Source organism: Sulfitobacter sp. 1A12157 (assembly GCF_043557345.1).
Lineage (GTDB): Bacteria > Pseudomonadota > Alphaproteobacteria > Rhodobacterales > Rhodobacteraceae > Sulfitobacter.
Window position 1 is genome coordinate 613,598 of the sequence record NZ_JBIFFV010000001.1, and the last position, 24,000, is coordinate 637,597.

Here is a 24,000-nt window from a genome sequence, read left to right on the forward strand (position 1 = left end):
TTATTACAATGCATTCGTTTGGATGTGAGTTTGCCTGCGGTAGAGCTGGTGATCGTGACGGCATCGCTTGTCACGGTCTTGGGCTATTGGGTGCGCGGGCATAGCAGCCTGCCCGGTAAGCATTGGTTTTTGCTGGCCATTCTGGCCATGGACCTCTGGCTTCTGTCGGTCGGGGTCGAACTTTCCGCCCCCTCTGCCGCCTGCGCCTTTGGAGTCAGTCGCCTTGCGTGGATCGGCTTTGTGCTGCTGCCGACCTTTTGGGCTTTCTTCCTCTATGAATATGCGCTCGGGGCCAAGGTGCCGCGGTGGTTGGTGCCGCTTTGCGCAGGGTTTGCGCCCGCGTTGATCACCCTCGCCGCGGTGACGAGCGGTTGGCATGAGAAGTTCTATGGCCCCGAAACCAAGTGGTTGATGAGCGCAGAGGGGGCCTATGTCCAATCCGACCACGGCCCGCTGTTCTTCATCGCGATCACCTATCTTTACATGGTCATCATGGCGGCGGCGGTCGTGGCGGGGCGGGCGGTGCGTTCGGCCAACCCGGCGGTGCGCAGCTTTTTCCTCAAGCTTTTCGCCGCGACGCTAATCCCCATGGTGGCCAATCTGGCCTATATCTTGGGCGGCATCACCCTGTTCAACACCGATCCGACGCCCTTCTCCTTCGCGCTTTCGCTGACGCTGGTGGTCTGGCTGGTGGCCGATAACCGCTGGATCGACGTGAACGCAATCGCGCGCGAGCTGTTGTTCTACAACAGCACCGATCCGGTTTTCGTGGTCGACCCGAGCGGCGCTGCGATCGAGACCAATCCCGCCGCCGCCGACCTCTTGGCCCGGGAGGCCGACCCCGAGGCACCGCTGAGCGCCTTTGGGGAGTTGGGGCCGATCATCCGCTATCTTGCAGTCCATGGCAGCCTGCCCGATGTGACCGATATCCGACTGGGCCACCGCCATTTCGCCGTACGCGCCCATGCGATCTCTCTGGGCGCGGGGCAGAAGCAGGCGGGTTGGGCCGTGGCGTTGGTGGATGTGACCGTGCAAAAGATCGCCGCCGAGAAGGCCATCGCCGCCGAGCAGATGCAGGCGCAGTTCCTCGCCACGGTCAGCCATGAGCTGCGCACCCCGCTGACGGTCATCAACGGCGCCCTTGGCCTGCTGTCGCAGGGCGGGGCCAGGGTGAGCGATGCGCAAAAGGCGCGCTTGCTGGCAAAGGCGATCGGCAGTTCAAAGACGCTGACGACCTTGGTCAATGATCTGATCGACACCCAAAGCCTCAGCAGTGCAGAGTTCAGCATCGACCTGCAACCTGCCGCGCTCGCGCCGCTGGTGCAAAAGGCCGTGGCGCGGGCGGAAAGCCTGCAACCGGAGAAGGATATCCGCTTTAGCTGCGAGATGCCCGAGGCGGTGCTGACGGTCCAAGCCGATGCAGAGCGGTTGGGGCAGGTCTTTGGAAATGTGCTGTCGAACGCGGTGAAGTTCTCCGCACCGGGCGGGCAGGTGGAGGTCAGCCTTCGGCAGTCCGAAGGCATGGCGCATGTGCAGGTCAGCGACAGCGGCTGCGGCATTCCTCCGGGCGCGGAAGAGCAGGTCTTTGCGCCCTTTTCGCAGGTCGATGGCTCCGATACCAAGATCGCCTATGGCAGCGGGCTGGGGATGCATATCACCCGGCAGATTCTGGACCGGCACGGCGGCAGCATCCGCTATGTCAGCGCCCCGGGTGTTGGCACGACCTTTACGATTTCTTTACCCCTAGTGGGCTAACGCAAACCGCCCGGCCATTGCGAGCCGGGCGGTCGATTGTTTGGCGATGTCGCCGGGGCTTAGCCCTTGGCGAACTCGGGGTAGGCTTCCATCCCCAGTTCCGACATGTCCAGACCGGTGATCTCGGCCTCTTCGCTGACGCGGATGCCACCGGCGGCTTTCAGGATCAGCCAGACGACGAAGCTGACGATGAAGACAAAGAGGCCAACCGCGGCAAAGCCGATGATCTGTGTGACGAAGGATGTGCCTTCGGTATAGACCGGCACGACCAGCGTACCCCAGAAACCGGCGATCAGGTGAACCGGGATCGCGCCGACCACATCATCGATCTTGAACTTGTCGAGCATCGGCACGGTCAGCACCACGATGACACCGCCCACGGCACCGATCCAAAGCGCACCGAAGAGCGTCGGGTCAAGCGGCCCTGCGGTGATCGAGACGAGACCGGCCAGCGCGCCGTTCAGCACCATGGTCAGGTCAACCTTCTTGTACATCACCTGCGTCAGGATCAGCGCGGCAACGGCACCGGCGGCAGCGGCCATGTTGGTGTTGGCAAAGATCTGCGCCACGGCGTCCACGTCTTCGATGGTGCCCATGGCAAGCTGCGACGCGCCGTTGAAGCCGAACCAGCCCATCCACAGGATGAAGGTGCCCAAAGTGGCAAGCGCGAGGTTGGAGCCCGGCATCGGCACGACGCGGCCATCCTTGCCGTATTTGCCCAAACGCGGCCCCAGTACGATGGCCCCAGCGAGGGCGGCAAAGCCACCAGCAGCGTGCACGAGGGTCGAGCCGGCGAAGTCGCTAAAGCCCATGGCGGAGAGGAAACCGCCGCCCCACTGCCAGGACGCCTCGATCGGATAGATGAAGCCGGTCAGCACGACCACGAAGATCAGGAAGGGCCACAGCTTGATCCGCTCGGCCAGCGCACCCGACACGATGGAGGCGGTGGTGGCGCAGAACATCAGCTGAAAGAAGAAGTCGGAGGCGTTGGAATAGCCGCCCGCGTCGATCTCGGTCTTGATGTCCTTGGTGGCAAGAGTGCCAAAGACGCCTTCCATGATCCAATTGCCGTCACCGGGATACATGATGTTGTAGCCGACCAGCCAATACATGACCGCGGCAAGCGCAAAGAGGCCCATGTTCTTGGTCAGCTGCGTGGTGACGTTCTTGGAACGCACCAGCCCCGCTTCCAGCATGGCGAAACCCGCCGCCATCCAGAAGACGAGGAAGCCGCCGATCAGGAAAAGCAGGGTGTTGAAGATGAAGGTCGTATCCGCCAGCGTCGCGTATTCCGCGTCCTGTGCCAGCGCCAGCCCGGGCAGGGCGCTGACCGCCGCTGCGAGGGGAAGTATTAACATGGGTTTCATATGGTCGTTTCCTGTCTGCGGGTCCGAATGCGTGCTTACCGAAGCGGGCGGCTGCCCGTGCAGCATGAGAAAACCGGATATCGGACGCTCTTGGACAGGTTTGCTTGCCATATTTGCGCCATTGCTTGGCAGTGCCGCTTAAAAAGCGGGCGCAGGCTGAAATCTGCCTATAAATTAATCAGACATTTGACGCCGATTGGACCTTGCAGTGCTAAACAATCCACTGCAGTCAGGCTAAAGTGGCGAAAAATAGGGCCGAGCAGGCGATATTATGACCGACAAGAACAAGCGCAAACGCCCATTGGTGGCCGACAAGCGGTATCCCGGTAAGGCCAAACCCAAGGCCAAGACTGCGGCGCAGGGCAAACCGGCCACGCGCAAGGCCGCGCCCGCCCGCCGCAAAGCCGCCCGTCCCAAACGCCCCCGGCGCGGCGGTATCGTCGGTTTCTTTGCGGGCCTCGCCCGTTGGATTTGGCGCTTGATCTGGACAATCACGTGGCGCGTGAGCCTTGTGATCTTCCTCGTCCTCGCTTTGGCCGTTGGCTATATCTACACCTCGATCCCGCCGCTTGAGACGCTGTTGGATGGCCGCGCACGCGGCTCTGTCACCATGCTCGACCGTGAGGGAGAGGTCTTTGCCTGGCGCGGCGATCAGTTTGGCGGCGTGGTCTCGGCGGAATCGGTTTCCAAACATCTGAGAAACGCGGTCATCGCCACCGAGGATAAGCGATTCTATCGCCATCTGGGCGTCAGCCCGCGGGGCATCGCCTCGGCGGTGCGCATCAACTTGGCCGAGGGGCGCGGGCCGCTGTCCGGCCACGGCGGTTCGACCATCACCCAGCAGACGGCCAAGCTGCTTTGTCTGGGGGAGCCCTATGACCCCAGCAGCGGCATGACGGAAAAGGAATACGAGGCGGAATGCCGTCGTTCGTCCCTCAGCCGCAAGGCCAAGGAAGCGCTCTTTGCCATCGCGATGGAGCTGAAATACACCAAGAACGACATCCTCTCGATCTACCTTAACCGCGCCTATATGGGCGGCGGCGCCTTTGGGGCGGAGGCCGCGGCGCAGCGGTTCTTCGGCAAGCCCGCGGCGGCCCTCTCGCCCGCGGAAGGCGCGATGCTGGCCGGTCTTCTGACCGCGCCCACGACCCTCTCGCCCACCAATAATCTGGACCGGTCGCAAAGCCGCGCCGCCACGGTGATCCGCCTGATGGAGGAGCAGGGCTATTTGACCGCCGCCGAGGCTGACGAGGCCATCGCCAACCCCGCGCAACTGTCCGAGGCGGCAGAGGCCGAGGCGGGCGGTTATTTCGCCGATTGGGTCATGTCCTCGGGGCCGGAGTTCTTTACCCGCAACACCACCGAAGACGTGATCATCAAGACCACCCTCGATCAGCGCATTCAGCGCGCGGCCGAGGACGGGTTGAAATGGGTGTTTGAGAATAAGGTCCGCGAAGGCTCAAAGGCGCAGGCGGCGATCGTGGTGATGTCTTCAGATGGCGCCGTGCGTGCGCTGGTGGGGGGGCGCAAGACCAAGGTTGCGGGCGCCTTCAACCGCGCGACGCAGGCGATGCGCCAGACCGGCTCGGCTTTCAAACCCTTCATCTATGCCGCGGCGCTCGATCTGGGCTATTCACCCGATGACATCATCGTAGATGAGCCCTACTGCCTGAACATTCCCGGCTCGGGTCAGTGGTGCCCCAAGAACTACACCAAGAGTTTCAAGGGCCCGGTGACCCTGACCGAGGCGCTGAAAAGCTCGCTGAATATTCCGGCGGTGAAAGTCTCGGAAAGCGTGGGCCGCGAGACGGTGAGTTCGGTCGCCACGCAGTTCGGCATCAAAAGCGATCTGGCCGCCGGTCCGGCGCTGGCGCTTGGCGCATCGGAAAGCACCCTGCTTGAGATGACCGGCGCCTATGCCGGTATCCTCAACGGCGGCTCATCAGTGACGCCCTACGGGCTCGTCGATCTGCGCCTCTTGGGTGAGACCGAGCCGCTGATGGGCACCGGCGGCGGCATCAACGAACGCGTCATTCAAGAAGATGCCGCGCGCCAGTTGGTCTATATGATGGAAAAGGTGATCTCCGAAGGGACCGGCCAGCGCGCCCAGTTTGGCGGGCGGCAACTGGCGGGCAAGACCGGCACCACCTCGGCCAACAAGGATGCTTGGTTCGTCGGCTTCTCGGCGGATTACGTGGCCGGGGTCTGGATGGGCTATGACGACAACACACCGCTTACCGGGGTCACGGGCGGTGGGCTGCCCGCGGAGATCTGGCGCGAAACCATGAGCCGCGTGCATGAGGGGATACCTCTTTCGGAATTGCCAATGCAGGCACCCGCCCCGCCCAGCAACCTGAGCGAGGCACAACCCGAACCGCAGCCCCAGCCGCAACCGCAGGGCGGTGGCAACCAAGGCGGCGCGGATAACGTGATCGACCGCGTTCTGCGCGACATCTTCGGGGGCGGCAGCAGTGGCAGCGGCGCCAGCGCGCCCGCGCCGAACTTCCTCGACCGCTGAGGCGGTCGGGGGCAGGTCGAAAAATCAATAGCATTGGGTTGTTAAACTCAGTATCAATTCCCCGAAGGCGGGAAGGTGCTGCGCGCGTGGCGGGCAGCGTTGAAAGGGATTGATGCAAAGCGATGTGGTGAACAGGGGGCTGTCCGAACTGCGTCGCGTGCGCAGGCGCAGCCGCGGGCTTTATTGGGCGGTGGCCCTGTTCAGCCTTTTTGCCAATATGCTCATGCTCACCGGCCCGCTCTATATGTTGCAGGTCTATGACCGCGTGCTCGGCTCCGGGTCAGAGGAAACGCTGATCGCCCTCTCGGTTCTTGTGGTCTTTCTCTATGCGGTGATGGGGCTTTTGGATTACACGCGCGGTCGGATCATGGCGCGGGTGGGGGCGCGGTTTCAATCCGATCTCGACCGGCGGGTGTTCGACGCGGTGGTGCGCAAATCCGCCGTGGCGCCGGACGTGAAAACCAACGCCGGCCTTGCCGATCTCGAAGCCGTGCAACGCCTCATGACCTCCTCGGTGCTGATGGCCGCCTTTGACGCGCCATGGACGCCGATCTTCTTCGCCGCGATCTTTCTGTTCCATCCGATGCTGGGCTGGCTGGCCTTGGGCGGTGCCGCCGTGCTGGTGGTGATTGCGGTGGCCAATCAGATGCTGTCGCGCGAAAGCCAAGCCCGGGCTGGCATCTCGGGGCAGGCGGCGGATGCCATGTCGGGCCAGATCAGGGTCGAGGCCGAGATGGTGCAGGCCATGGGGATGCGCGATGCCGCCTTTAACCGCTGGCAGCAGGCCCGGGGGCAGGCGCTGGCGCAGCAGGTGAAGTCGACCGACGTGGGCGGCACTTTCACCGCGATGACCAAGACGCTGCGGTTGTTTCTGCAATCCGCCATGCTGGGCCTCGGCGCTTGGCTTGTCTTAAAAAACCAGATGACGCCGGGCGCGATGATCGCAGGCTCGATCCTATTGGGTCGGGCGCTGGCCCCGGTGGAACTGGCGTTGAACCAATGGCCCGTGGTGCAGCGGGGCCGGGCCGGTTGGGCCAATCTGGCGCAGCTTTTGGGTGCGGTAGGGGAGGAGCCTGCGCGCACGGCCCTGCCACAGCCAAAGGCGAAACTGGCTGCCAAGGCGCTGACCGTCGTGGCACCGGGTGAGAAACAGGCGGCGCTCAAGTCGATCAACTTCACCGTAGAGCCGGGGCAGGCGGTCGACGTGATCGGCCCCTCGGGGGCGGGGAAATCGACCTTGGCCCGCACACTCACCGGGGTTTGGCCGCCTGCGGGCGGGTCTATCCGCCTCGACGGGGCCGCGCTTGAGCATTACGGGAGCGAGACTTTGGGGCGGCATATCGGATATCTGCCGCAGCGCGTTCAACTGTTCGACGGCACCATTGCCGAAAATATCGCCCGCCTCTCCCCCGAGCCCGATGACGCCAAAGTGGTCAAGGCGGCCAAAATGGCGGCGGCCCATGAGATGATCCTTGAATTCCCGCAGGGCTATGACACGCCCATCCGCGCGGGGCAGGTGCGGCTTTCGGGCGGGCAGATGCAGCGGATCGGGCTGGCGCGGGCGCTTTATGATGACCCGGTGATCGTCGTGCTGGATGAGCCGAACTCGAACCTCGACAACACCGGCTCGCAGGCGCTGAACCACGCGATCCGGCAGATGAAGGCCAGCGGGCGGTCGGTGCTGATCATGGCGCATCGCCCGGCGGCCATTCAGGAATGCGACACGCTGCTGGTGCTGGATAACGGCATGCGCAAAGCCTTTGGCCCCAAGGATGAGGTGCTGGCCGGGATGGTGCAAAACCACCGCGAGATTCAGAAAGCGCCCGCGCGCTCGGGGGGCGTGGTATGAGCGGTCGCGAGGACAAAGACTGGTCGGCGAGGCGGCCCTTGATCCTTGGCTTCATCGGGCTGCTCCTGCTCTTCGGCGGTTTCGGCACTTGGGCGGTGACCAGCCAAATCGCCGGGGCGGTCGTGGCTTCGGGCCGGATCGAAGTCGACCGCAACCGGCAGATCGTCCAGCATGAGACCGGCGGCGTGGTGGCCGACATCCTTGTGGATGAGGGCGACAGCGTCGCTGCCGGGGATGTGCTGCTGCGGCTGGATGCGGAGCAGTTGACCTCGCAATTGGCCATTGTCGAAGGGCAGCTTTACGAGCTTATGGCCCGCCGCGGACGGCTGGAGGCGCAGCGCGACGAGGTCGAGACCGTCACCTTCGACGAAGAGTTGCTGACCGCCGGGACGGCGAACCCCGATGTGCAGGAACTCGTGGACGGGCAGCGCAACCTTTTTGACGCGCGCCGGGTCAGCGTGGCGCAAGAGCTTGAGCAATTGGGCAAGCGCCGGGCGCAGATCAACGCGCAAATTCGCGGGGTCGATGCGCAGGAGGCCGCGCTATCGCGTCAGTTGGAGCTGATCGAAGAGGAATTGGCCAATCAGCAGTCACTGCTGGACCGGGGGCTGACGCAGGCCTCCGCCGTGCTCACCCTGATGCGCGAACAGGCCCGGCTGCGCGGCCAGATCGGAGAGCTTTCGGCGCAAAAGGCGCAGTCGCAAGAGCGTGTGACAGAGATCGACATCGAACGGCTGAAATTGCGCTCCGCCGGGCGGGAAGAGGCGATCACCCAATTGCGCGATCTGCGCTATCGTGAGTTGGAGATGGCCGAACAACGCCGCGCGCTCAGGGCCGAGATTGACCGCCTTGATATTCGCGCGCCGGTGTCGGGGGTGATCTATGGCATGCAGGTGCAGACCCCCCGCTCGGTTGTCCGCGCGGCGGAGCCGCTGATGTATCTCGTCCCGCAGGACCGTCCGCTGATCATCGCCTCGCAGGTGCAGACCATTCACATTGATCAGGTCGCCGTGGGCCAAGAGGTGAACCTGCGTCTTTCGGCGCTGAACCAGCGCACCACGCCGGAACTGGTGGGCAAGGTATTGCAGGTCTCCGCCGACTCCATCGAGGATGACGCCACCGGTCAGAGCTATTACCGGGCCGAGATTGCGCTGAACCCCGGTGAGACGGATAAGCTGGAGGCGGGCACCATCCTCCTCCCCGGCATGCCGGTCGAGGCCTTCATCCGCACCGGAGAGCGCTCTCCCATGGCCTATTTGCTGAAACCGATGGCCGACTATTTCGCCCGCGCCTTCCGCGAAAGCTGAGGCGGGGCAGGTGGCAAAGGGGCTTTCCCTTGGCGCGGCTGGCGGTTAGCGTCCGCCCAGAACCGCAACCAAAGGAAGCCCGTCATGTCCCTGACCGCCCGCCTTGCCGATCTCGGCATCACCCTGCCCGACGCGCCCGCGCCCGCCGCGAACTACGTGCCCTTCGTGGTCACCGGCAATACCGTCTATGTCTCGGGCCAGATCTCCAACGGGCCGGATGGGTTGATCACGGGGCGTTTGGGCGCCGATATGGATGTCGACGCCGGTGCCGCCGCCGCGCGCAGCTGCGCGCTGAGCCTTCTGGCGCAGGTCCGCGCCGCCTGTGATGGCGATCTGGACCGGCTCAAGCGTGTGGTGAAACTGACCGGCTTCGTGAATTCCACTGCCGATTTCACCGACCAGCCAAAGGTGATCAACGGCGCCTCCGATTTCATGGTTGAGGCCTTGGGCGACGCAGGCCGTCACGCCCGCTCTGCGGTCTCTGCCGCGTCGCTGCCGCTGGGTGTCGCCGTCGAAATCGAAGGCATCTTTGAAATCGAATGACCCTTCCTGCCGCCTTTTTGAACATTCCGCTGGCGCATCGCGCGTTGCATGACCTCGCCGCTGGACGGCCCGAGAACAGCCGCGCCGCCGTGCGCGCGGCTGTCGATGCGGGCCTGGGCATCGAGATCGACCTGCAACTCAGCGCCGATGGCAAGCCGATGGTGTTCCACGATTACGGGTTGGAGCGGCTGACGGCAGAGCGGGGCGCGGTTCGGATGCGCGACGCAAGGGCCCTTGCCGCGATCCCGCTGAAGGGTGGCGATGAGGGCATCCCGACGCTTGAGGAAATCCTCGACCTCGTTGCCGGGCGCGTGCCGCTCTTGGTGGAGTTCAAGGATCAGGACGGTGCCATGGGGCCGGATGTCGGTGCGCTTGAGGCCGCCGCGGCGGAACTCCTTGGCCGTTATCGGGGTGATCTGGCGGTCATGTCCTTCAACCCGCATTCGGTGCGCGCGCTGGCCCGGCTTTTGCCCGAGGTGCCGCGCGGTCTGACCACCAGCGCCTATCGCCCCGATGAATGGCCGCTGCCCGCCGCGACCTGCGACCGGCTGCGCGAGATTGCCGATTACGCCGACAGCGGGTCTTGTTTCATCAGCCATGAGGCCGACGATCTGGACCGCCCGCGCGTGGCGGAACTCAAGGCCGAAGGGGCGGCGGTGCTCTGCTGGACGATCCGCAGCCAAGCGGAGGAAGAGGTCGCGCGTCAGGTGGCGCAGAACGTGACCTTCGAGGATTATCTGCCGCGCCCGCGCCCTTGATCTGCGAGGCCGAGGCCACACATAGGACGCAAGGCAGGCAAGGTTCAGATGAACGCGCAGGAAATCGAGATTACCGTGGTGCCGGAATTGGCGCAGATCGGCCAAGAGGATTGGGACGCCTGCGCCTGTCCCGAGGCCGCGGATGGGGGCCGTCCGCGCGACCCTTTCACCACCTATCGCTTCCTCTCGGCGCTTGAGCGCAGCGGCTCTGTCGGCCCCGGCACCGGCTGGCAGCCGCAGTATCTGGTGGCGCGGATCGCGGGGCAAGTGATCGCCGTGGCGCCGATGTATGCCAAATCGCACAGCCAAGGCGAATATATCTTCGACCACAACTGGGCCCATGCCTATGAACGCGCGGGTGGGCGCTATTACCCGAAACTCCAGATCGCGGTGCCACATACCCCGGCCACCGGGCGGCGTTTTCTGGTGCGTCCCGGGTTCGAAGAGGCGGGCACGGCGGCGTTGGTTCAAGGCGCGGTGCAGCTGACCGACAACAACGCCCTGTCCTCGCTGCATGTGACCTTTTGCACCGAGGGCGAAGTCGCGCGGGCCGAAGAACTCGGCCTGATGAGCCGCAAAAGCCAGCAATTCCATTGGCACAACCGCGATTATGCCGATTTCGACGGGTTCCTCGCCAGCCTGTCTTCGCGCAAGCGCAAGAACATCCGCAAGGAACGCGCGCAGGCGCAGGCGTTTGGCGGCACGATCCATACCTTCACTGGCGACGAAATCGCGCCGGAACATTGGGACGCCTTTTGGCAGTTCTATCAAGACACCGGCGCGCGGAAATGGGGTTCGCCCTATCTCACGCGGGACTTCTTTGACCATGCGCAAGAAAGCCTGCGCGGCGATATCGCTTTGGTGCTGGCCGAGCGCGACGGGCGTTGGGTGGCCGGGGCGCTCAACTTCATCGGGCGCGAGACGCTCTTTGGCCGCTACTGGGGCTGCACCGAACACCACCCCTTTTTGCATTTCGAACTGTGCTATTATCGTGCCATGGATTTCGCCATCGCCCATGAGCTTGCCCGTGTCGAGGCGGGCGCGCAGGGCGAACACAAGCTCGCGCGGGGCTATCTGCCTTCGCCCACATGGTCGCTGCATTGGATGCGCGACCCGGGCTTTGCCGCCGCCGTGGGGGAGTATTTGCAGGCCGAACGCGACGCCGTGGACGAGGAGATCAGCGTGCTGACCGACTACGGCCCTTTCAAAAAGACGACGATCGAGGAACAAGAATGACCGAGAGATTGAGCATCGAGACCCGCAAGACCCTGCTTCAGCCGCTGTTTAATACGGGCTGGGAGATGGTGGAAGGCCGGGATGCGATCCACAAGACCTTCAAGTTCAGTGATTTCGCCGATGCCTTTGGCTGGATGACAAGGGTGGCAATCTGGGCGGAAAAATGGAATCACCATCCGGAATGGAGCAACGTTTACAACCGGGTGGAGGTGACGTTGATCACCCATGACGTGGATGGGCTCAGCTCGCTCGACGCGAAGCTGGCGCGCAAGATGGATGGTCTCTTTGGGGCCGGGAAAGACTGACGGAGAGACCGGATGCAAGATTTGTTTGAAACCGAGTTGTGGCAGGGCAAGACAGTCGCCGATCTGCTGACGCTGGAATTTTTGGCCAGCGCGGCGGGGTCGGTGATCGCCGCGATCGTCATTCTGCTGTTGGGCTGGATCCTGTCCACTTGGCTGCAACATCGGGTCGAGAATCTGGGCAAACGGCACAAGCATCTCGATGAGATGCTGTTCGAATTCCTCGCCTCCATCGTGCGCTATGTGGTGCTGGGGTTCACCGTTCTTTTTGTTCTCAATACCTTCGGGGTCAAGACGACATCGGTCGTGGCGGTCATTGGTGCGGCGGGTCTGGCGATTGGTCTGGCGCTGCAGGGCACCCTGTCGAACGTGGCTGCGGGGGTCATGCTGATCCTGTTCCGCCCGATCAAGATCGGCGATTTCGTAGAAATCGCGGGCGAGATGGGGACGATCAAGCAGATCAACCTGAACTACACCGTTCTGGCCGATCTCAGCAACGTGCAGGTCATCGTGCCAAACTCCGAGGTTTGGGGCAATGTGATCACCAACTACTCAGTCAACCCCACACGCCGGGCGGAGTGGACCTTTGGCGTGGGCTATGGGGCGAACCTCAAGACCGCCGAGGATATCATCCGCAGCACGATCATGTCGGACGAGCGGGCGCATACGGATCCCGAGCCCTTCATTCAGGTGAACAACCTCAACGACAGTTCGGTGGATTTCCTTGTGCGGGTCTGGTGCAGCGCGGGGGATTACTTTGCCTTCAAGGCCGATATGACCCGCAAAGTCAAAGAAGCGTTGGATGAGGGCGGGGTGGATATTCCGTTCCCCACACGCACCATCGTGCAGGCGGCGGAGTAAGGCGTCTGAAGGGGCGTTGCCTGCTGAAACGAAGGGCATCGCCCTCCCTGGGGGGCGATGAGGGGCTTGCTGTATGGCGGGCCGGTTCACCCTAAATTGAGGTTCCGTCTGCCAGACCCTTGCAAAATCGCCCTCCGGGGGGAGGGAGGGCGATGCCCGGTGTGCCACCGGGCGGATCGTTGGAAGGGCAGCGCCTGATCCGCTCAGTCGCTGCCCGTCACTTTACATATTATCCAACAGCGCTTCGCCGCCGGAAATCTCGCAGGTGCCGGCGCGTTCTTCGGGCTGCCAGAGCGTGACCTTCCCGTCTTCGACCAGCATCGCATAGCGTTTGGATCGGCTCACCAGCCCGGCGCCCTCGGCGTCGAACTCCATGCCGATGGCGCGGGTGAATGCGCTGCTGGCATCGGCGAGCATGGTGATCCCGGCCTCAGTCGCGCCGGTCGCCTCACCCCAAGCCTTCATCACGAAAGGATCGTTGCAGGAGATGCAGATCACCTCATCCACACCCTTGGCGTCGAACTGATCCTTGGTGCGCACGAAGCTGGGCAGATGGGCAGAGTGGCAAGTCGGCGTGAAGGCGCCCGGAACGGCAAAGATCACCACTTTGCGGCCTTTGACCTTGTCGGCCATCTGCACCGGCTCGGGCCCATCGGCGCCCATCTGAACCAGTTTCGCGTCTGGCAGTGTCGAACCTTGAGAAATCGTCATGGGATAGCCTCTCCTGTCATTGCGGTTGTCTTGGGGCCAGATATAGGCTTTGACCGCGACTGAGACCAGATCAATCGGGGGATGGCAGATGCGGCATGTGGTGGTGATCGGAGCCGGGCAGGCGGGGGCGTCATGCGTGGCAAAACTGCGCAGCGGCGGGTTCGAGGGGGAAATCACCCTCATCGGCGCCGAGCCCTGCGCCCCCTACCAACGTCCGCCCCTGTCCAAAGGCTACCTGCTGGGGGAGATGAGCCAAGAGCGTCTCTTGCTCCGACCCGAGGCATTTTACGCCGATCAGGGCATTGCGCTGAAAACCAACTGCCGCGTTACGGCGATTGATCCCGCGGCGCGGGTGCTGAGCACCTCCGACGGCCCGGTCGCCTATGACGAACTGGTGCTGACCACCGGTTCGACCCCGCGCCGCTTGCCCGCCGCGATCGGCGGGGCGCTGGAGGGTGTCTTTACCGTGCGCGATCTGGCGGATGTGGATGCCATGGCCCCGCGTTTCGTCAAGGGCGCGAAGGTGTTGATCGTCGGCGGCGGTTATATCGGGCTGGAGGCGGCGGCGGTCGCTGCCAAGCTGGGGCTCGAGGTCACGCTGGTGGAAATGGCCGACCGGATCCTGCAACGGGTGGCCGCGCCCGAGACCAGCGATTATTTCCGCGCCCTGCACGAAAGCCATGGCGTGCGCCTGCGCGAAGGCGTGGGGCTGGAGCGGCTCTTGGGCGCGGGCCAAGTCACCGGCGCACGGCTGAGCGACGGCACAGAGATCGCCGCCGATTTCGTCATCACCGGCGTCGGCATCGCGCCCGACATCGCGCTGGCCGCCAGCGCGGGGGTCGAGATCGACAATGGCATCAAGGTCGACGCACAGGGCCGCACGAACCTGCCCGGCATCTGGGCGGCGGGCGATTGCACCTCATTCCCCTATCGCGGCGGGCGCATCCGTCTGGAAAGCGTGCCGAACGCCATCGACCAGGCCGAGGTTGTGGCCGAAAACATCCTCGGCGCGGGCAAGGACTATATCGCCAAACCGTGGTTCTGGTCTGATCAATATGACGTGAAACTGCAAATCGCCGGGCTGAACGCAGGCTATGACCGCGTCGTCACCCGCCGGGGCGCGGGCAGCGCGTCCTTCTGGTATTACCGCGGTGAGACCTTGCTGGCCGTCGATGCCGCGAACGATCCGCGCGGCTATATGGTCGGCAAACGGTTGATCGAAGCGGGCAAATCGCCCGATCCCGCCTTGGTCGCGGACCCTCAGACGGACCTCAAGGCGCTGCTGCGGGCATGAGGATCATCGCCGGGAAATACCGGGGCCGCCCGCTGGCGGCACTTGGCAAGGGCGATGCCGGGGCGCATCTGCGCCCGACCTCGGACCGGGTGCGCGAAAGCCTTTTTTCGATGCTGACCCATCACGACGTGATCGAAGGTGCGCGGGTGTTGGACCTCTTTGCGGGCACCGGCGCACTTGGGTTCGAGGCGCTGTCGCGCGGGGCTGCATCGGTTTGTTTCGTCGAGAATGGCCGCACCGGGCAGCGGCTGATCGGAGAGAATATGCGCAAGCTGGACACGGCGGCGGACACCCAACTTCTGCGCCACGATGCCACGCGGCTGGGGCCGTGGACGCAGGCGGCTTTCGATCTGGTCTTTCTCGACCCGCCCTATGGCAAATCCATGGGGCAAAAGGCGCTTGGCGCGGCGGCCGAAGGCGGCTGGCTCGCCCCCGGCGCGATGGTTGTCTGGGAGGAAAGCGCCCCCATGCAGGCGCCTGAGGGATTCGCCCGGATCGACACGCGCAAATATGGCGATACCCATGTGACCCTGCTGGTACGGGCCACCAACTAACGGGATTTCGCAGGTTCAGCCCGACTGAGGTTGCACCTTGTCTTTTCCGACCAAATAAGTCACCTATTGCGAGAAGGCCCCGCGCCCCGCGCCGGGACCATGGTGATTTTCAAGGAAGGACATCCGATGCGCCTCAAAACGTCCACGGCCATTGCGCTGGTCACATTCGCCGCCGCCCCGGCATTCGCCCAAGGCAAGGCCGAGGTGCTGGACACCTATGCCGACATCGCGCAGGCCGGATACGAAGACAGTCTGACCACCGCGCAGACCCTGCAAGCCGCTGTCGAGACGCTGATCGCCTCCCCCTCTGCCGAGGCGCTTCAGGCCGCGAAAACCGCATGGCTGGCCGCCCGCGTGCCCTATCAGCAGACCGAGGTGTTCCGCTTTGGCAATGCCATCGTCGATGATTGGGAAGGCAAGGTAAACGCATGGCCGCTGGACGAAGGTCTGATCGACTATGTCGACGCCTCCTATGGTGGTGAGACGGATGAGAACCAACTGGCGGTTCTGAACGTCATCGCCAACCCGAGCTTCACGCTCGGCGGGGAAGAGGTGGACGCCACCGAGATCACGCCTGACCTGCTCGAAGGGCAGTTGCATGAGGCGGGGGCGGTCGAGGCCAATGTCGCCACCGGCTACCATGCCATCGAATTTCTGCTCTGGGGCCAAGACCTGAACGGCACCGACCACGGCGCGGGTGACCGTCCTTGGACCGATTACGCAGCGGGTGACGACTGCACCGGCGGCAATTGCGACCGCCGTGGGCAATACCTCAAGGCCGCCACCGATCTTTTGGTCAGCGATCTGGAATGGATGGCCGGGCAATGGGCCGAAGGCGGTGAGGCACGCGCCGCCGTGCTGGCCGACGAAGACGCGGGGATCGACGCGATCCTGACCGGCATGGGCTCGCTCTCCTACGGCGAACAGGCCGGGGAGCGGATGAAGCTGGGCGTCATGTTGAACGACCCCGAGGAAGAGCATGATTGCTTCTCGGACAACACCCACAACAGCCACTACTACGACGGGCTGGGCGTGCGGAACGTCTATCTGGGCGAATACCTGCGTGTCGATGGGCGGGTGGTCTCGGGCGCGTCGCTGTCCGATCTGGTGGCCAGTGCCGATGCCAGCGTCGACGAAGACCTGCGCGCCAAGCTGAACGCCTCCATGGTGGAGCTGGGCCAGATCAAGACTGCCGCTGAAGCGGGTTTCAGCTATGACATGATGCTTGAGCGCGGCAATGCCGAAGGCGAGGCGCTGATCATGGGTGCGGTCGACGCGCTGGTGAACCAGACCCGCGCCATCGAACGCGCGGTGACGGCTCTGGGCGGTGACGAGATCGCCTTCGAAGGCTCCGATAGCCTCGACGCGCCGGAGGCCGTCTTCCAGTAATCCTAAACTATCCCCCGGGGCGCGCTGTCGCGGCCCGGGGCCAGCCAAGGAATACGCAACACCATGATTGTTTGTCATTGTCAGAACATCACCGATCGCGACATCAACAATGCCATCGACTGGATGCGCGCCTCTGACGCACGTACGGTCATCACGGCCGGTAAAGTCTACCGCGCTTTGGGCAAAGCGGCCGATTGTGGGGGCTGCATGCCTCTGTTCTTGTCTACCATGCGCGGAAATGGCAACTTTTCCGTGCCGGTGCTGACAACCACTCTATGTCAGGCAAAACCAAACAAGGAGACAGGTTCATGAAGGGCGACGACAAGGTCATCGAATATCTCAACGCGGCATTGCGCAGCGAATTGACGGCGGTCAGCCAGTATTGGCTGCATTACCGCCTGCAAGAAGACTGGGGCTATGGCCGGCTTGCCGACAAATCGCGCGAGGAAAGCATCGAAGAGATGAACCACGCCGACAAGCTGATCGAGCGGATCATCTTCCTCGAAGGGCACCCCAACCTGCAAAAGCTGGACGCGTTGCGCATAGGTGAGACGGTCAAGGAGTGCCTCGAATCCGATCTTGCCGCCGAGCATGAGGCCCGCACCCTCTATATCGAAGCGCGCAATCACTGCGATCAGGTGGGCGATTATGTCTCGAAGAACCTGTTCGAAGAATTGATTGCCGATGAGGAAGGGCATATCGACTTCCTCGAAACCCAACTGGCGCTTCAGGCGGAACTGGGCGAGGCCGTCTATGGCCAGCTTCAGGCCAAGCCGACAGACGAGAGTAAGTAACCGCGACGGGCAGGCCCGGTTTCGGGCCTGCCGCTTATCCAAGGCGTTCCCCATGCGTTTCCTCATTCCGATGCTCACGGTGGCCGCCGCGAGCATGGCCGTCGCCGCCCCGCAAGCCTTGGAGGAACCGCATCTGAAGGTGATCCCCCGCACAGCGGAAGAGGCCGCCCGGATCGCCAAGGTCACCGCCCCGGCGACCGAATTCGACAGGCCCGAACCTTTTGAGACGAACCCGGCGGGGGCCGCCACAGTCACCCCGCGCGGCAATGCCGATGCGTTTTCGCTGCCTTCGGGCAATATCCCCTTTGAGCGGGAGTTGGACTTCAAGGTCGGCAACGGGCTGTTCAAAAAGCTCTGGGTGTCGTCGCCGTCTTCGACGCTGGCCTCTGACGGGCTGGGGCCGCTCTTCAACGCGCGGTCCTGCCAGCGCTGCCACCTGAAAGACGGGCGCGGCCATCCGCCCGAGGGGCCAGAAGATGACGCAGTGTCGATGTTCCTGCGCATTTCGGTCCCCACACCCCCCGAAGAGGCGATGAGCGAGATCGAGGCCTTCCTGCTTTCGGTCGGCGATGAGACCCCGCGCACGCGGCCCGATCCGGTCTATGGCGGGCAATTGCAGGATTTTGGGGTGGCGGGCCATCCGGCGGAATACCGTCTCGGCGTGAGTTATGAAGAGGTGGCAGTCGCCCTGTCGGAGGGGGAGACCGCCAGCCTGCGCCGCCCGACCTACAGCGCCAAAGACCTCGGCTATGGCCCCTTGGCCGAGGGCGCGATGCTCAGCCCCCGCGTCGCCCCGCCGATGATCGGCTTGGGCTTGTTGGAGGCGATCCCAGCGGCAGATATCTTGGCGCTGGCCGACCCGGAGGATGCCGATGGAGACGGCATTTCGGGCCGGGCGCAGATCGTCTGGTCCTTTGAACATGCGCGTCCGATGCTGGGCCGTTTCGGCTGGAAAGCCGGGGCGCCGACGATCCGCGAACAATCCGCTAGCGCCTTTGCAGGCGACATTGGCATTTCCTCCCCAATTTTCGACGCGGCATGGGGCGATTGCACGGCAGAGCAGACCGCCTGCCGCGCGGCACCCCATGGGGATGGGGACGACCGTGGCACCGAGATCGACGCCGAGGGGCTGGATCTGGTGACCTTCTACAGCCGCAACCTTGCCGTGCCCGCGCGCCGCGATGTCGGCGCGCCTGAGGTGCTGCGCGGCAAGGCGGTGTTCCATGAGGTCCGCTGCACCGCCTGCCACCAGTCGAAATTCGTGACCGAACGGTTGGAGGACCAGCCCGAGCAGAGCTTCCAACTGATCTGGCCGATGACCGACCTTTTGCTGCATGACATGGGCGAAGGGCTGGCCGACAACCGCCCCGAGGGCCGCGCGAATGGGCGCGAATGGCGCACCGCGCCGCTTTGGGGCATCGGCTTGACCGAGCAGGTCAACGGGCATACCCAATTCCTGCACGATGGGCGGGCGCGGTCGCTGCTCGAAGCAGTGCTCTGGCACGGCGGCGAAGCCCAGCCCGCCCGCGATGCCGTGGTAGACATGCCCAAAGCCGACCGTGACGCCCTGATCCGCTATCTGGAGAGCCTCTGATGCGCAGCCTGCTGACCGCCACCTTCCTTCTGATCGCCGCCCCCGCCCTTGCCGGGGTGGCGGAGGTGATCCAAGACCACGCGCTGCCCGGCACCGCCCGTTTCGCCTCGGCCACGGCGGCGCTTGATACGGCGGCGCAGGCGGATTGCACCGATGCCGCCCTGCGCCCGGCCTATCAGCAGGCTTTCGACGCATGGCTCGGCATCGCGCATCTGACCCTTGGCCCGCTAGAGGAAGACGGGCGCGGGCTGGCCATCGCCTTTTGGCCCGATACGCGCGGCATGGTGGGGCGCAGCGTGGCGCGGATGGTGGCCGAAGAAGACCCGATCGCCACAAGCGGTGATTACGCCGAAGTTTCCATCGCCGCGCGGGGGCTCTTTGCGCTGGAACGGCTGCTAAGTGACGATGACTTCGCGGGCTACGGGGCAGACAGCTATAGCTGCGCACTGGCCCGCGCGATGGCGGCCGATCTGGCGGAACTGGGGCGCGCGGTCGACACCGCTTGGCGTGAGGATTTCGCTGCCACGCTCCGCAGCGCGGGGGAGGCGGGCAATGACCGTTTCCTCAGCCCGCGCGAAGCGTCTCAGGCGCTTTACACCGCCCTCGCCACCGGGTTGGCGTTCGTGGCCGACCAACGTCTGGGCCGCCCGATGGGCCGGTTCGACGCCCCCAAACCACAGGTGGCCGAGGCGCGCCGTTCGGGCCGCAGCCTGCGCAATGTGGTCCTGTCGCTCGAAGCATTGCAGGGTCTGGCCGACACGCTGTCGGATGCGCCCACCCCCAAGACCGACGCCGCATTCGATCGCGCATTGAGCGCCGCGCGTGCATTGGAAGACCCCGTTTTCGCCGGGGTGGCCGATCCGATCAGCCGTATCCGGGTCGAAGCGCTGCAAAACGATGTGCGCGCCATTTCTGAGGCGGTGGGGGCAGAGATCGCCACGGCGCTTGGCGTCTCGGTTGGGTTCAACTCGGCGGATGGGGATTGATGCCCTCGCGCCGCCATTTCCTCGCCGGTCTCGCCGCCGCGTCGAGCCTACCGGCGATGGGCTGGGCCGCCGCCGGGAGCCCCGTCTACCTTGCCGCCGCGCGTGACCCTTCGGGGGCCTATGCGCTTTTCGGACTGGATGGGACCGGCCACGACATTTTCCGCATCCCGCTGCCCGACCGGGGCCATGCCGCCGCCGCCCATCCCACCGCGCCCGAGGCGGTCGCTTTTGCCCGCCGTCCGGGACGTTTCGCGCTGGTGATCGACTGCGAAAAGGGCCGTGTGGCCCACAGGCTCGACGCGCCAGAGGGGCGGCATTTTTACGGGCATGGGGCATTTTTGCAGGCCGGGGCCATCCTCGCCACCAGTGAGAATGACATCGACAGCGGCGAAGGGCGCATCGGCCTGTGGTCCCGCGCCAAGGGCTATGCCCGGATCGGAGAGATTGCCTCGGGCGGGGTCGGCCCCCATGAAATCCGCCGCTGGGCCGAGGATGTGCTCGTGGTGGCCAATGGCGGCATCCGCACCCATCCCGACAGCGGGCGGGAGAAGTTGAACATCGACGTCATGCGGCCCAATCTGTCTTATGTCAGCCTCTCGGGTGAGGTGTTGGAGCAGGTTTCGCTGACCGATGATCTGCATAAGAATTCGATCCGGCATCTGGCCTTGGCGCCAGATGGGCAGGTGGCCTTTGCAATGCAATGGCAGGGGGAGCCGGGTGACGGCGTGCCGCTGCTGGGGCTGCATCGGCGCGGGGAAGAGCCCATCTTAGCCGAGGCTGATCTGGCCGAGCAAATCGCGATGCAGGGCTACGCGGGCAGCGTGGCATTCGCGGCGGATGGCGGAGCCGTTGGGATCACCTCACCGCGCGGCGGGCGGCTGCATGTCTTTGACAACAAGGGTTCTTTCCTTGCCAGCCATCGTCGCGCCGATGTCTGCGGGCTGGCACCGGGCCGGGGCGGCTTTGTGGCTACGGATGGGCTGGGTGGTATCCTGTCGCTGCAAGAGTCGACGCTGGCGCGGCTGACCACGGCCAAACGGGCGTGGGACAACCATTTGGTTGCCATCGACGCATAGGCGGGCGGGGGCGCTGCCCCCGCTGCATTTAGTCGGTCTTGTAAGTCGGGTGGAACAAGCCACCGGGCGAGAGGGTGAAGATCTCCACCCCGTCTTCGGTCACGCCGACCGAATGTTCGAACTGTGCCGAGAGGGATTTGTCGCGGGTGACGGCGGTCCAATCGTCGGCGAGGGTCTTGGTCTCGGCCCGGCCAAGGTTCACCATCGGCTCGATGGTGAAGAACATGCCCGGCTCAAGCACAGCACCGGTGCCGGGGCGGCCATAGTGCAGCACGTTGGGCGGCGCGTGAAAGACCTGCCCCAGACCGTGCCCGCAGAAGTCGGTTACGACCGACATGCGGTGGCCTTCGACAAATGTCTGGATCGCATAGCCAATGTCGCCAAAGGTGTTGCCCGGCTTCACCGCTTCGATCCCGCGCATCAGGCTGTCGTGGGTCACGTTGATCAGCCGCTCGGCCTTGCGCGAGAGCTTGCCCGCCACATACATGCGGCTGGTGTCGCCGAACCAGCCATCGACGATGACGGTCACGTCGATGTTCAGGATGTCGCCGTCTTTCAGCTTCTTGTCGCTGGGAATCCCGTGGCAGACCACATGGTTCACCGAGATGCAGCTGGCGTGTTTGTAGCCCTTGTAGCCGATGGTGGCGGATTTCGCCCCGGCGGCGTTGACCTTCTCTTCGATCAGGCGGTCCAATTCACCGGTGGTTTGGCCGGGGAAGACATGCTCTGCGATCTCGTCGAGGATGGTGGCGGCAAGACGGCCCGCTGCCAGCATCCCGGCGTGATCGGAAGGCTCGTAAATGCGAATGCCGTCGCGCGTCTGGCGGCCTCGGTGTGCGTTGTTCACCGCTCTCTCCATGCTTGTGTTCGCTCCTACTTAACGTGGCTTTCGGGCGAGGGCCAGAGCGGCTCAGCCCGCGAAGGGGATCGGTTGCGCCAGTGTGACGGCTTGGGGCGTGATATGGGTGGCGATGGCGTAGATTTCCAGCCCCGCCGTCCGCGCGGCATGGGAGGCGGCGGCATAGGTCGGGTCGATATCGGCTGCGAGGCGCATCTGCGTGCAATCGGTGCGCTGCACCAGATAGAGCAGCACGGCGCGGTGCCCGGCCTCAGCCATCCGCGCCAGTTCGCCCAGATGTTTCGCCCCGCGGGCGGTCACGCTGTCGGGAAACTCCGCCAGCCCGGTTTCGCGTGATAGGGTGACGGATTTCACCTCGACATAGGCATCGGGCAGCCCATCGCCGCTGAGCAGGAAGTCGATGCGGGAGTTTTCGCCGTATTTCACCTCGGGCCGCACCTCGGTATAGGCGGCGAGGGGGGCGACCTCACCTGCGATCAGCGCCGCCTTCATCGCGCGGTTGGGCAGGGCGGTGTCGACGCCGGTGAAATGGCCGTTCTCATGGTCGACCAAGCGCCAGCCGTAGTTCAGCTTTTTCTTCGGATCGTCGTTCGGCTCCAGCCAGATGCGGCTGCCGGGGTCGGCGAGGCCCATCATCGAGCCGGGGTTGGCGCAATGGGCCACGACCTCTTCGCCCGTCTCCTCCAACCTGCAATCGGCCAGAAAGCGTTTGTAGCGGCGGATCAGCCGGGCGGGGACAAGTTGGGTTTGAAAGCGCATGGGGCGCGGCCTATACCGAAGGGACGCCATCCTCAAGGAGCCGCCCCATGTCAAACCCCACCGCCGCGATGATCGTGATCGGCGACGAAATCCTCTCGGGCCGGACCCGTGACAGCAATATGCATCACCTTGCGGGGGAGTTGACGAAGGTGGGGATCGACCTGCGCGAAGTGCGCGTGGTCTCGGACGATCACGGGGCGATCATCTCCGCCGTGCAGGCGCTGTCCTCGGCCTATAGCCATGTATTTACCTCGGGCGGGATCGGGCCGACCCATGACGACATCACCGCCGATTGCATTGCCGCCGCCTTCAACCGCGACATCGACGTGCGCGCAGATGCGCGCGAGATTTTGTCCGAACACTACGCCCGCGCAAGCACCGAGATGAACGCGGCGCGCCTGCGCATGGCGCGCATCCCCGAAGGCGCCACGCTGATCGAGAACCCGGTTTCTGCCGCGCCGGGGTTCATCGTCGAAAACGTGCATGTCATGGCCGGGGTGCCTGCGGTGTTTCAAGCCATGGTCGCCAGTGTCTTGCCGGGGCTGACAGGCGGCCAGCCCCTGATCAGTGAGACCCTGCGCATCGACCGGGGCGAGGGCGATATCGCCGGGCCGCTGGGGGCGCTGGCCGAGGAATATCCGCATTTGTCGATGGGCAGCTACCCGTTTCAAAAGGACGGTGTCTTTGGCGCGCATGTGGTGATCCGGGGCAGCGATCCGGGGATGGTCGAAGCCGCGATGACCAAGCTCAAGGCCGCCTTCGCATGAGCGATGCACAGGCGTTTTTCGACGCGGGCGACGCGACATGGCCCGCTGCGCGGCGCGTCGAGCACGGCCCATGGACCCTGCGCGAAGGGCAGGGCGGCGGCAAACGCGTCTCGGCGGCGACGGCGCGCGGGGCGGTAACCGCTGCCGACATTCCGACCGCCGAAGCGGCGATGCGCGAGATGGACCAGCGCCCGCTGTTCATGGTGCGCGCGGGGGAAGATGACCTCGACGCGCTGCTGGCCGCGCGGGGGTACGATGTGGTCGATCCGGTCACGGTGCTGAGCCTGCCGATCACCCGCCTCACCGATATTCCGATGCCCCCGGTCACCGCCTTTTGCATTTGGGAGCCGCTGGCGATCATGGCCGAGGTCTGGGCCGCCGGAGGGGTCGGCCCCGCCCGCCTTGCCGTGATGGACCGTGCCGCAACCAAGACCGGCATCCTTGCCCGCTGGAACGAGAAACCGGCGGGCGTGGCCTTTGCCGGGGTGCACAATGATATCTGCATGGTTCACGCGGTCGAGGTGCTGCCCCATCAACAGCGCCAAGGCGTGGCGACTTGGCTGATGCGGGCTGCTGCCCATTGGGGGCAGGCGCAGGGGGCCAGACGGCTGTCGGTGCTCTGCGTCGATACCAATACCCGTGCGCAGGCGCTCTATGCCAAGCTGGGCTTTGCACCGGTCGGGCACTATCATTACCGTCAAAGCACCGAGTGAAGGATAAG

Annotated in this window: 23 protein-coding genes; 19 read left to right on the forward strand and 4 right to left on the reverse strand. The window is 64.4% G+C overall.

Annotated elements, in window-relative coordinates; genetic code table 11:
- Positions 1–30 precede the first annotated feature (30 nt).
- Positions 31–1,755 (forward strand): histidine kinase N-terminal 7TM domain-containing protein, encoded by a 1,725-nt coding sequence (locus ACGYLC_RS03115; protein ID WP_394421630.1) that lies wholly within the window; start codon positions 31–33, stop codon positions 1,753–1,755.
- 59 nt (positions 1,756–1,814) lie between these two features.
- On the opposite strand, the gene ACGYLC_RS03120 is transcribed toward ACGYLC_RS03115, so the two are convergent.
- Positions 1,815–3,122, reverse strand: coding sequence for an ammonium transporter (locus tag ACGYLC_RS03120; RefSeq protein WP_394421632.1), 1,308 nt, complete (start codon positions 3,120–3,122; stop codon positions 1,815–1,817).
- A 271-nt stretch (positions 3,123–3,393) separates the two neighbouring features.
- Here ACGYLC_RS03120 and ACGYLC_RS03125 point away from each other — a divergent pair, with 271 nt between their 5' ends.
- The 8 genes from ACGYLC_RS03125 to ACGYLC_RS03160 all read left to right on the forward strand — a co-directional run bounded on the left by ACGYLC_RS03125 (position 3,394) and on the right by ACGYLC_RS03160 (position 12,496).
- Positions 3,394–5,640, forward strand: coding sequence for a transglycosylase domain-containing protein (locus ACGYLC_RS03125; RefSeq protein ID WP_394421634.1), 2,247 nt, complete (start codon positions 3,394–3,396; stop codon positions 5,638–5,640).
- A 112-nt stretch (positions 5,641–5,752) separates the two neighbouring features.
- Complete coding sequence (locus ACGYLC_RS03130; RefSeq protein ID WP_394421636.1) at positions 5,753–7,489, forward strand: type I secretion system permease/ATPase; 1,737 nt, start codon at positions 5,753–5,755, stop codon at positions 7,487–7,489.
- Positions 7,486–8,796, forward strand: a complete 1,311-nt coding sequence (locus tag ACGYLC_RS03135; RefSeq protein WP_394421637.1) for an HlyD family type I secretion periplasmic adaptor subunit — start codon at positions 7,486–7,488, stop codon at positions 8,794–8,796. The genes ACGYLC_RS03130 and ACGYLC_RS03135 overlap by 4 nt, the downstream gene beginning before the upstream one ends.
- Positions 8,797–8,880: 84 nt before the next feature.
- The gene (locus ACGYLC_RS03140) at positions 8,881–9,339 is read left to right on the forward strand and encodes a RidA family protein (RefSeq protein WP_209218518.1); all 459 of its coding nucleotides are present in this window, start codon (positions 8,881–8,883) and stop codon (positions 9,337–9,339) included.
- On the forward strand, positions 9,336–10,097 hold the full coding sequence (locus tag ACGYLC_RS03145; protein ID WP_394421639.1) for a glycerophosphodiester phosphodiesterase family protein: 762 nt from the start codon (positions 9,336–9,338) through the stop codon (positions 10,095–10,097). The genes ACGYLC_RS03140 and ACGYLC_RS03145 overlap by 4 nt, the downstream gene beginning before the upstream one ends.
- Positions 10,098–10,145: 48 nt before the next feature.
- The gene (locus ACGYLC_RS03150) at positions 10,146–11,333 is read left to right on the forward strand and encodes a GNAT family N-acetyltransferase (RefSeq protein ID WP_394421641.1); all 1,188 of its coding nucleotides are present in this window, start codon (positions 10,146–10,148) and stop codon (positions 11,331–11,333) included.
- Positions 11,330–11,638, forward strand: a complete 309-nt coding sequence (locus tag ACGYLC_RS03155) for a 4a-hydroxytetrahydrobiopterin dehydratase (RefSeq protein ID WP_243262074.1) — start codon at positions 11,330–11,332, stop codon at positions 11,636–11,638. Before ACGYLC_RS03150 ends, ACGYLC_RS03155 begins: the two co-directional genes overlap by 4 nt.
- 12 nt (positions 11,639–11,650) lie before the next feature.
- Positions 11,651–12,496, forward strand: a complete 846-nt coding sequence (locus tag ACGYLC_RS03160) for a mechanosensitive ion channel family protein (RefSeq protein ID WP_394398660.1) — start codon at positions 11,651–11,653, stop codon at positions 12,494–12,496.
- A gap of 222 nt (positions 12,497–12,718) precedes the next feature.
- Here ACGYLC_RS03160 and ACGYLC_RS03165 read toward each other — a convergent pair whose 3' ends face one another.
- The gene (locus ACGYLC_RS03165) at positions 12,719–13,207 is read right to left on the reverse strand and encodes a peroxiredoxin (protein ID WP_394421642.1); all 489 of its coding nucleotides are present in this window, start codon (positions 13,205–13,207) and stop codon (positions 12,719–12,721) included.
- Between the two features lie 88 nt (positions 13,208–13,295).
- On the opposite strand from ACGYLC_RS03165, the gene ACGYLC_RS03170 reads away from it, so the two are divergent.
- The 8 genes from ACGYLC_RS03170 to ACGYLC_RS03205 all read left to right on the forward strand — a co-directional run bounded on the left by ACGYLC_RS03170 (position 13,296) and on the right by ACGYLC_RS03205 (position 20,894).
- Positions 13,296–14,501, forward strand: coding sequence for an NAD(P)/FAD-dependent oxidoreductase (locus ACGYLC_RS03170; protein ID WP_394421644.1), 1,206 nt, complete (start codon positions 13,296–13,298; stop codon positions 14,499–14,501).
- A complete protein-coding gene (gene rsmD, locus ACGYLC_RS03175) occupies positions 14,498–15,055 on the forward strand; it encodes a 16S rRNA (guanine(966)-N(2))-methyltransferase RsmD (protein WP_394421646.1) in 558 nt (185 codons plus the stop codon). The genes ACGYLC_RS03170 and rsmD overlap by 4 nt, the downstream gene beginning before the upstream one ends.
- 126 nt (positions 15,056–15,181) lie before the next feature.
- Entirely contained in the window at positions 15,182–16,444 is a 1,263-nt protein-coding gene (locus tag ACGYLC_RS03180; protein WP_394421648.1) for an imelysin family protein, read from the forward strand.
- A 63-nt stretch (positions 16,445–16,507) separates the two neighbouring features.
- Positions 16,508–16,756, forward strand: coding sequence for a bacterioferritin-associated ferredoxin (locus ACGYLC_RS03185; protein WP_067266845.1), 249 nt, complete (start codon positions 16,508–16,510; stop codon positions 16,754–16,756).
- Positions 16,753–17,238: a bacterioferritin gene (gene bfr / locus ACGYLC_RS03190; RefSeq protein WP_394398670.1), complete on the forward strand. Its 486-nt coding sequence runs from the start codon at positions 16,753–16,755 to the stop codon at positions 17,236–17,238. Before ACGYLC_RS03185 ends, bfr begins: the two co-directional genes overlap by 4 nt.
- A gap of 52 nt (positions 17,239–17,290) precedes the next feature.
- The gene (locus tag ACGYLC_RS03195; RefSeq protein ID WP_394421650.1) at positions 17,291–18,832 is read left to right on the forward strand and encodes a di-heme oxidoredictase family protein; all 1,542 of its coding nucleotides are present in this window, start codon (positions 17,291–17,293) and stop codon (positions 18,830–18,832) included.
- A complete protein-coding gene (locus ACGYLC_RS03200; protein ID WP_394421651.1) occupies positions 18,832–19,818 on the forward strand; it encodes an imelysin family protein in 987 nt (328 codons plus the stop codon). Before ACGYLC_RS03195 ends, ACGYLC_RS03200 begins: the two co-directional genes overlap by 1 nt.
- Positions 19,818–20,894 carry a DUF1513 domain-containing protein gene (locus tag ACGYLC_RS03205; RefSeq protein WP_394421653.1) on the forward strand — a complete coding sequence of 359 codons (1,077 nt, stop codon included), beginning with the start codon at positions 19,818–19,820 and terminating at the stop codon, positions 20,892–20,894. Before ACGYLC_RS03200 ends, ACGYLC_RS03205 begins: the two co-directional genes overlap by 1 nt.
- A gap of 28 nt (positions 20,895–20,922) precedes the next feature.
- Here ACGYLC_RS03205 and map read toward each other — a convergent pair whose 3' ends face one another.
- Both map and sfsA read right to left on the reverse strand, forming a co-directional pair.
- Positions 20,923–21,753 carry a type I methionyl aminopeptidase gene (gene map, locus ACGYLC_RS03210; protein WP_394421655.1) on the reverse strand — a complete coding sequence of 277 codons (831 nt, stop codon included), beginning with the start codon at positions 21,751–21,753 and terminating at the stop codon, positions 20,923–20,925.
- Positions 21,754–21,804: 51 nt separating this feature from the next.
- Entirely contained in the window at positions 21,805–22,512 is a 708-nt protein-coding gene (gene sfsA, locus ACGYLC_RS03215; protein ID WP_394421656.1) for a DNA/RNA nuclease SfsA, read from the reverse strand.
- 47 nt (positions 22,513–22,559) lie between these two features.
- On the opposite strand from sfsA, the gene ACGYLC_RS03220 reads away from it, so the two are divergent.
- Positions 22,560–23,279, forward strand: coding sequence for a competence/damage-inducible protein A (locus ACGYLC_RS03220; protein WP_394421658.1), 720 nt, complete (start codon positions 22,560–22,562; stop codon positions 23,277–23,279).
- Entirely contained in the window at positions 23,276–23,992 is a 717-nt protein-coding gene (locus tag ACGYLC_RS03225) for a GNAT family N-acetyltransferase (protein WP_394421660.1), read from the forward strand. The genes ACGYLC_RS03220 and ACGYLC_RS03225 overlap by 4 nt, the downstream gene beginning before the upstream one ends.
- Positions 23,993–24,000: the final 8 nt, after the last annotated feature.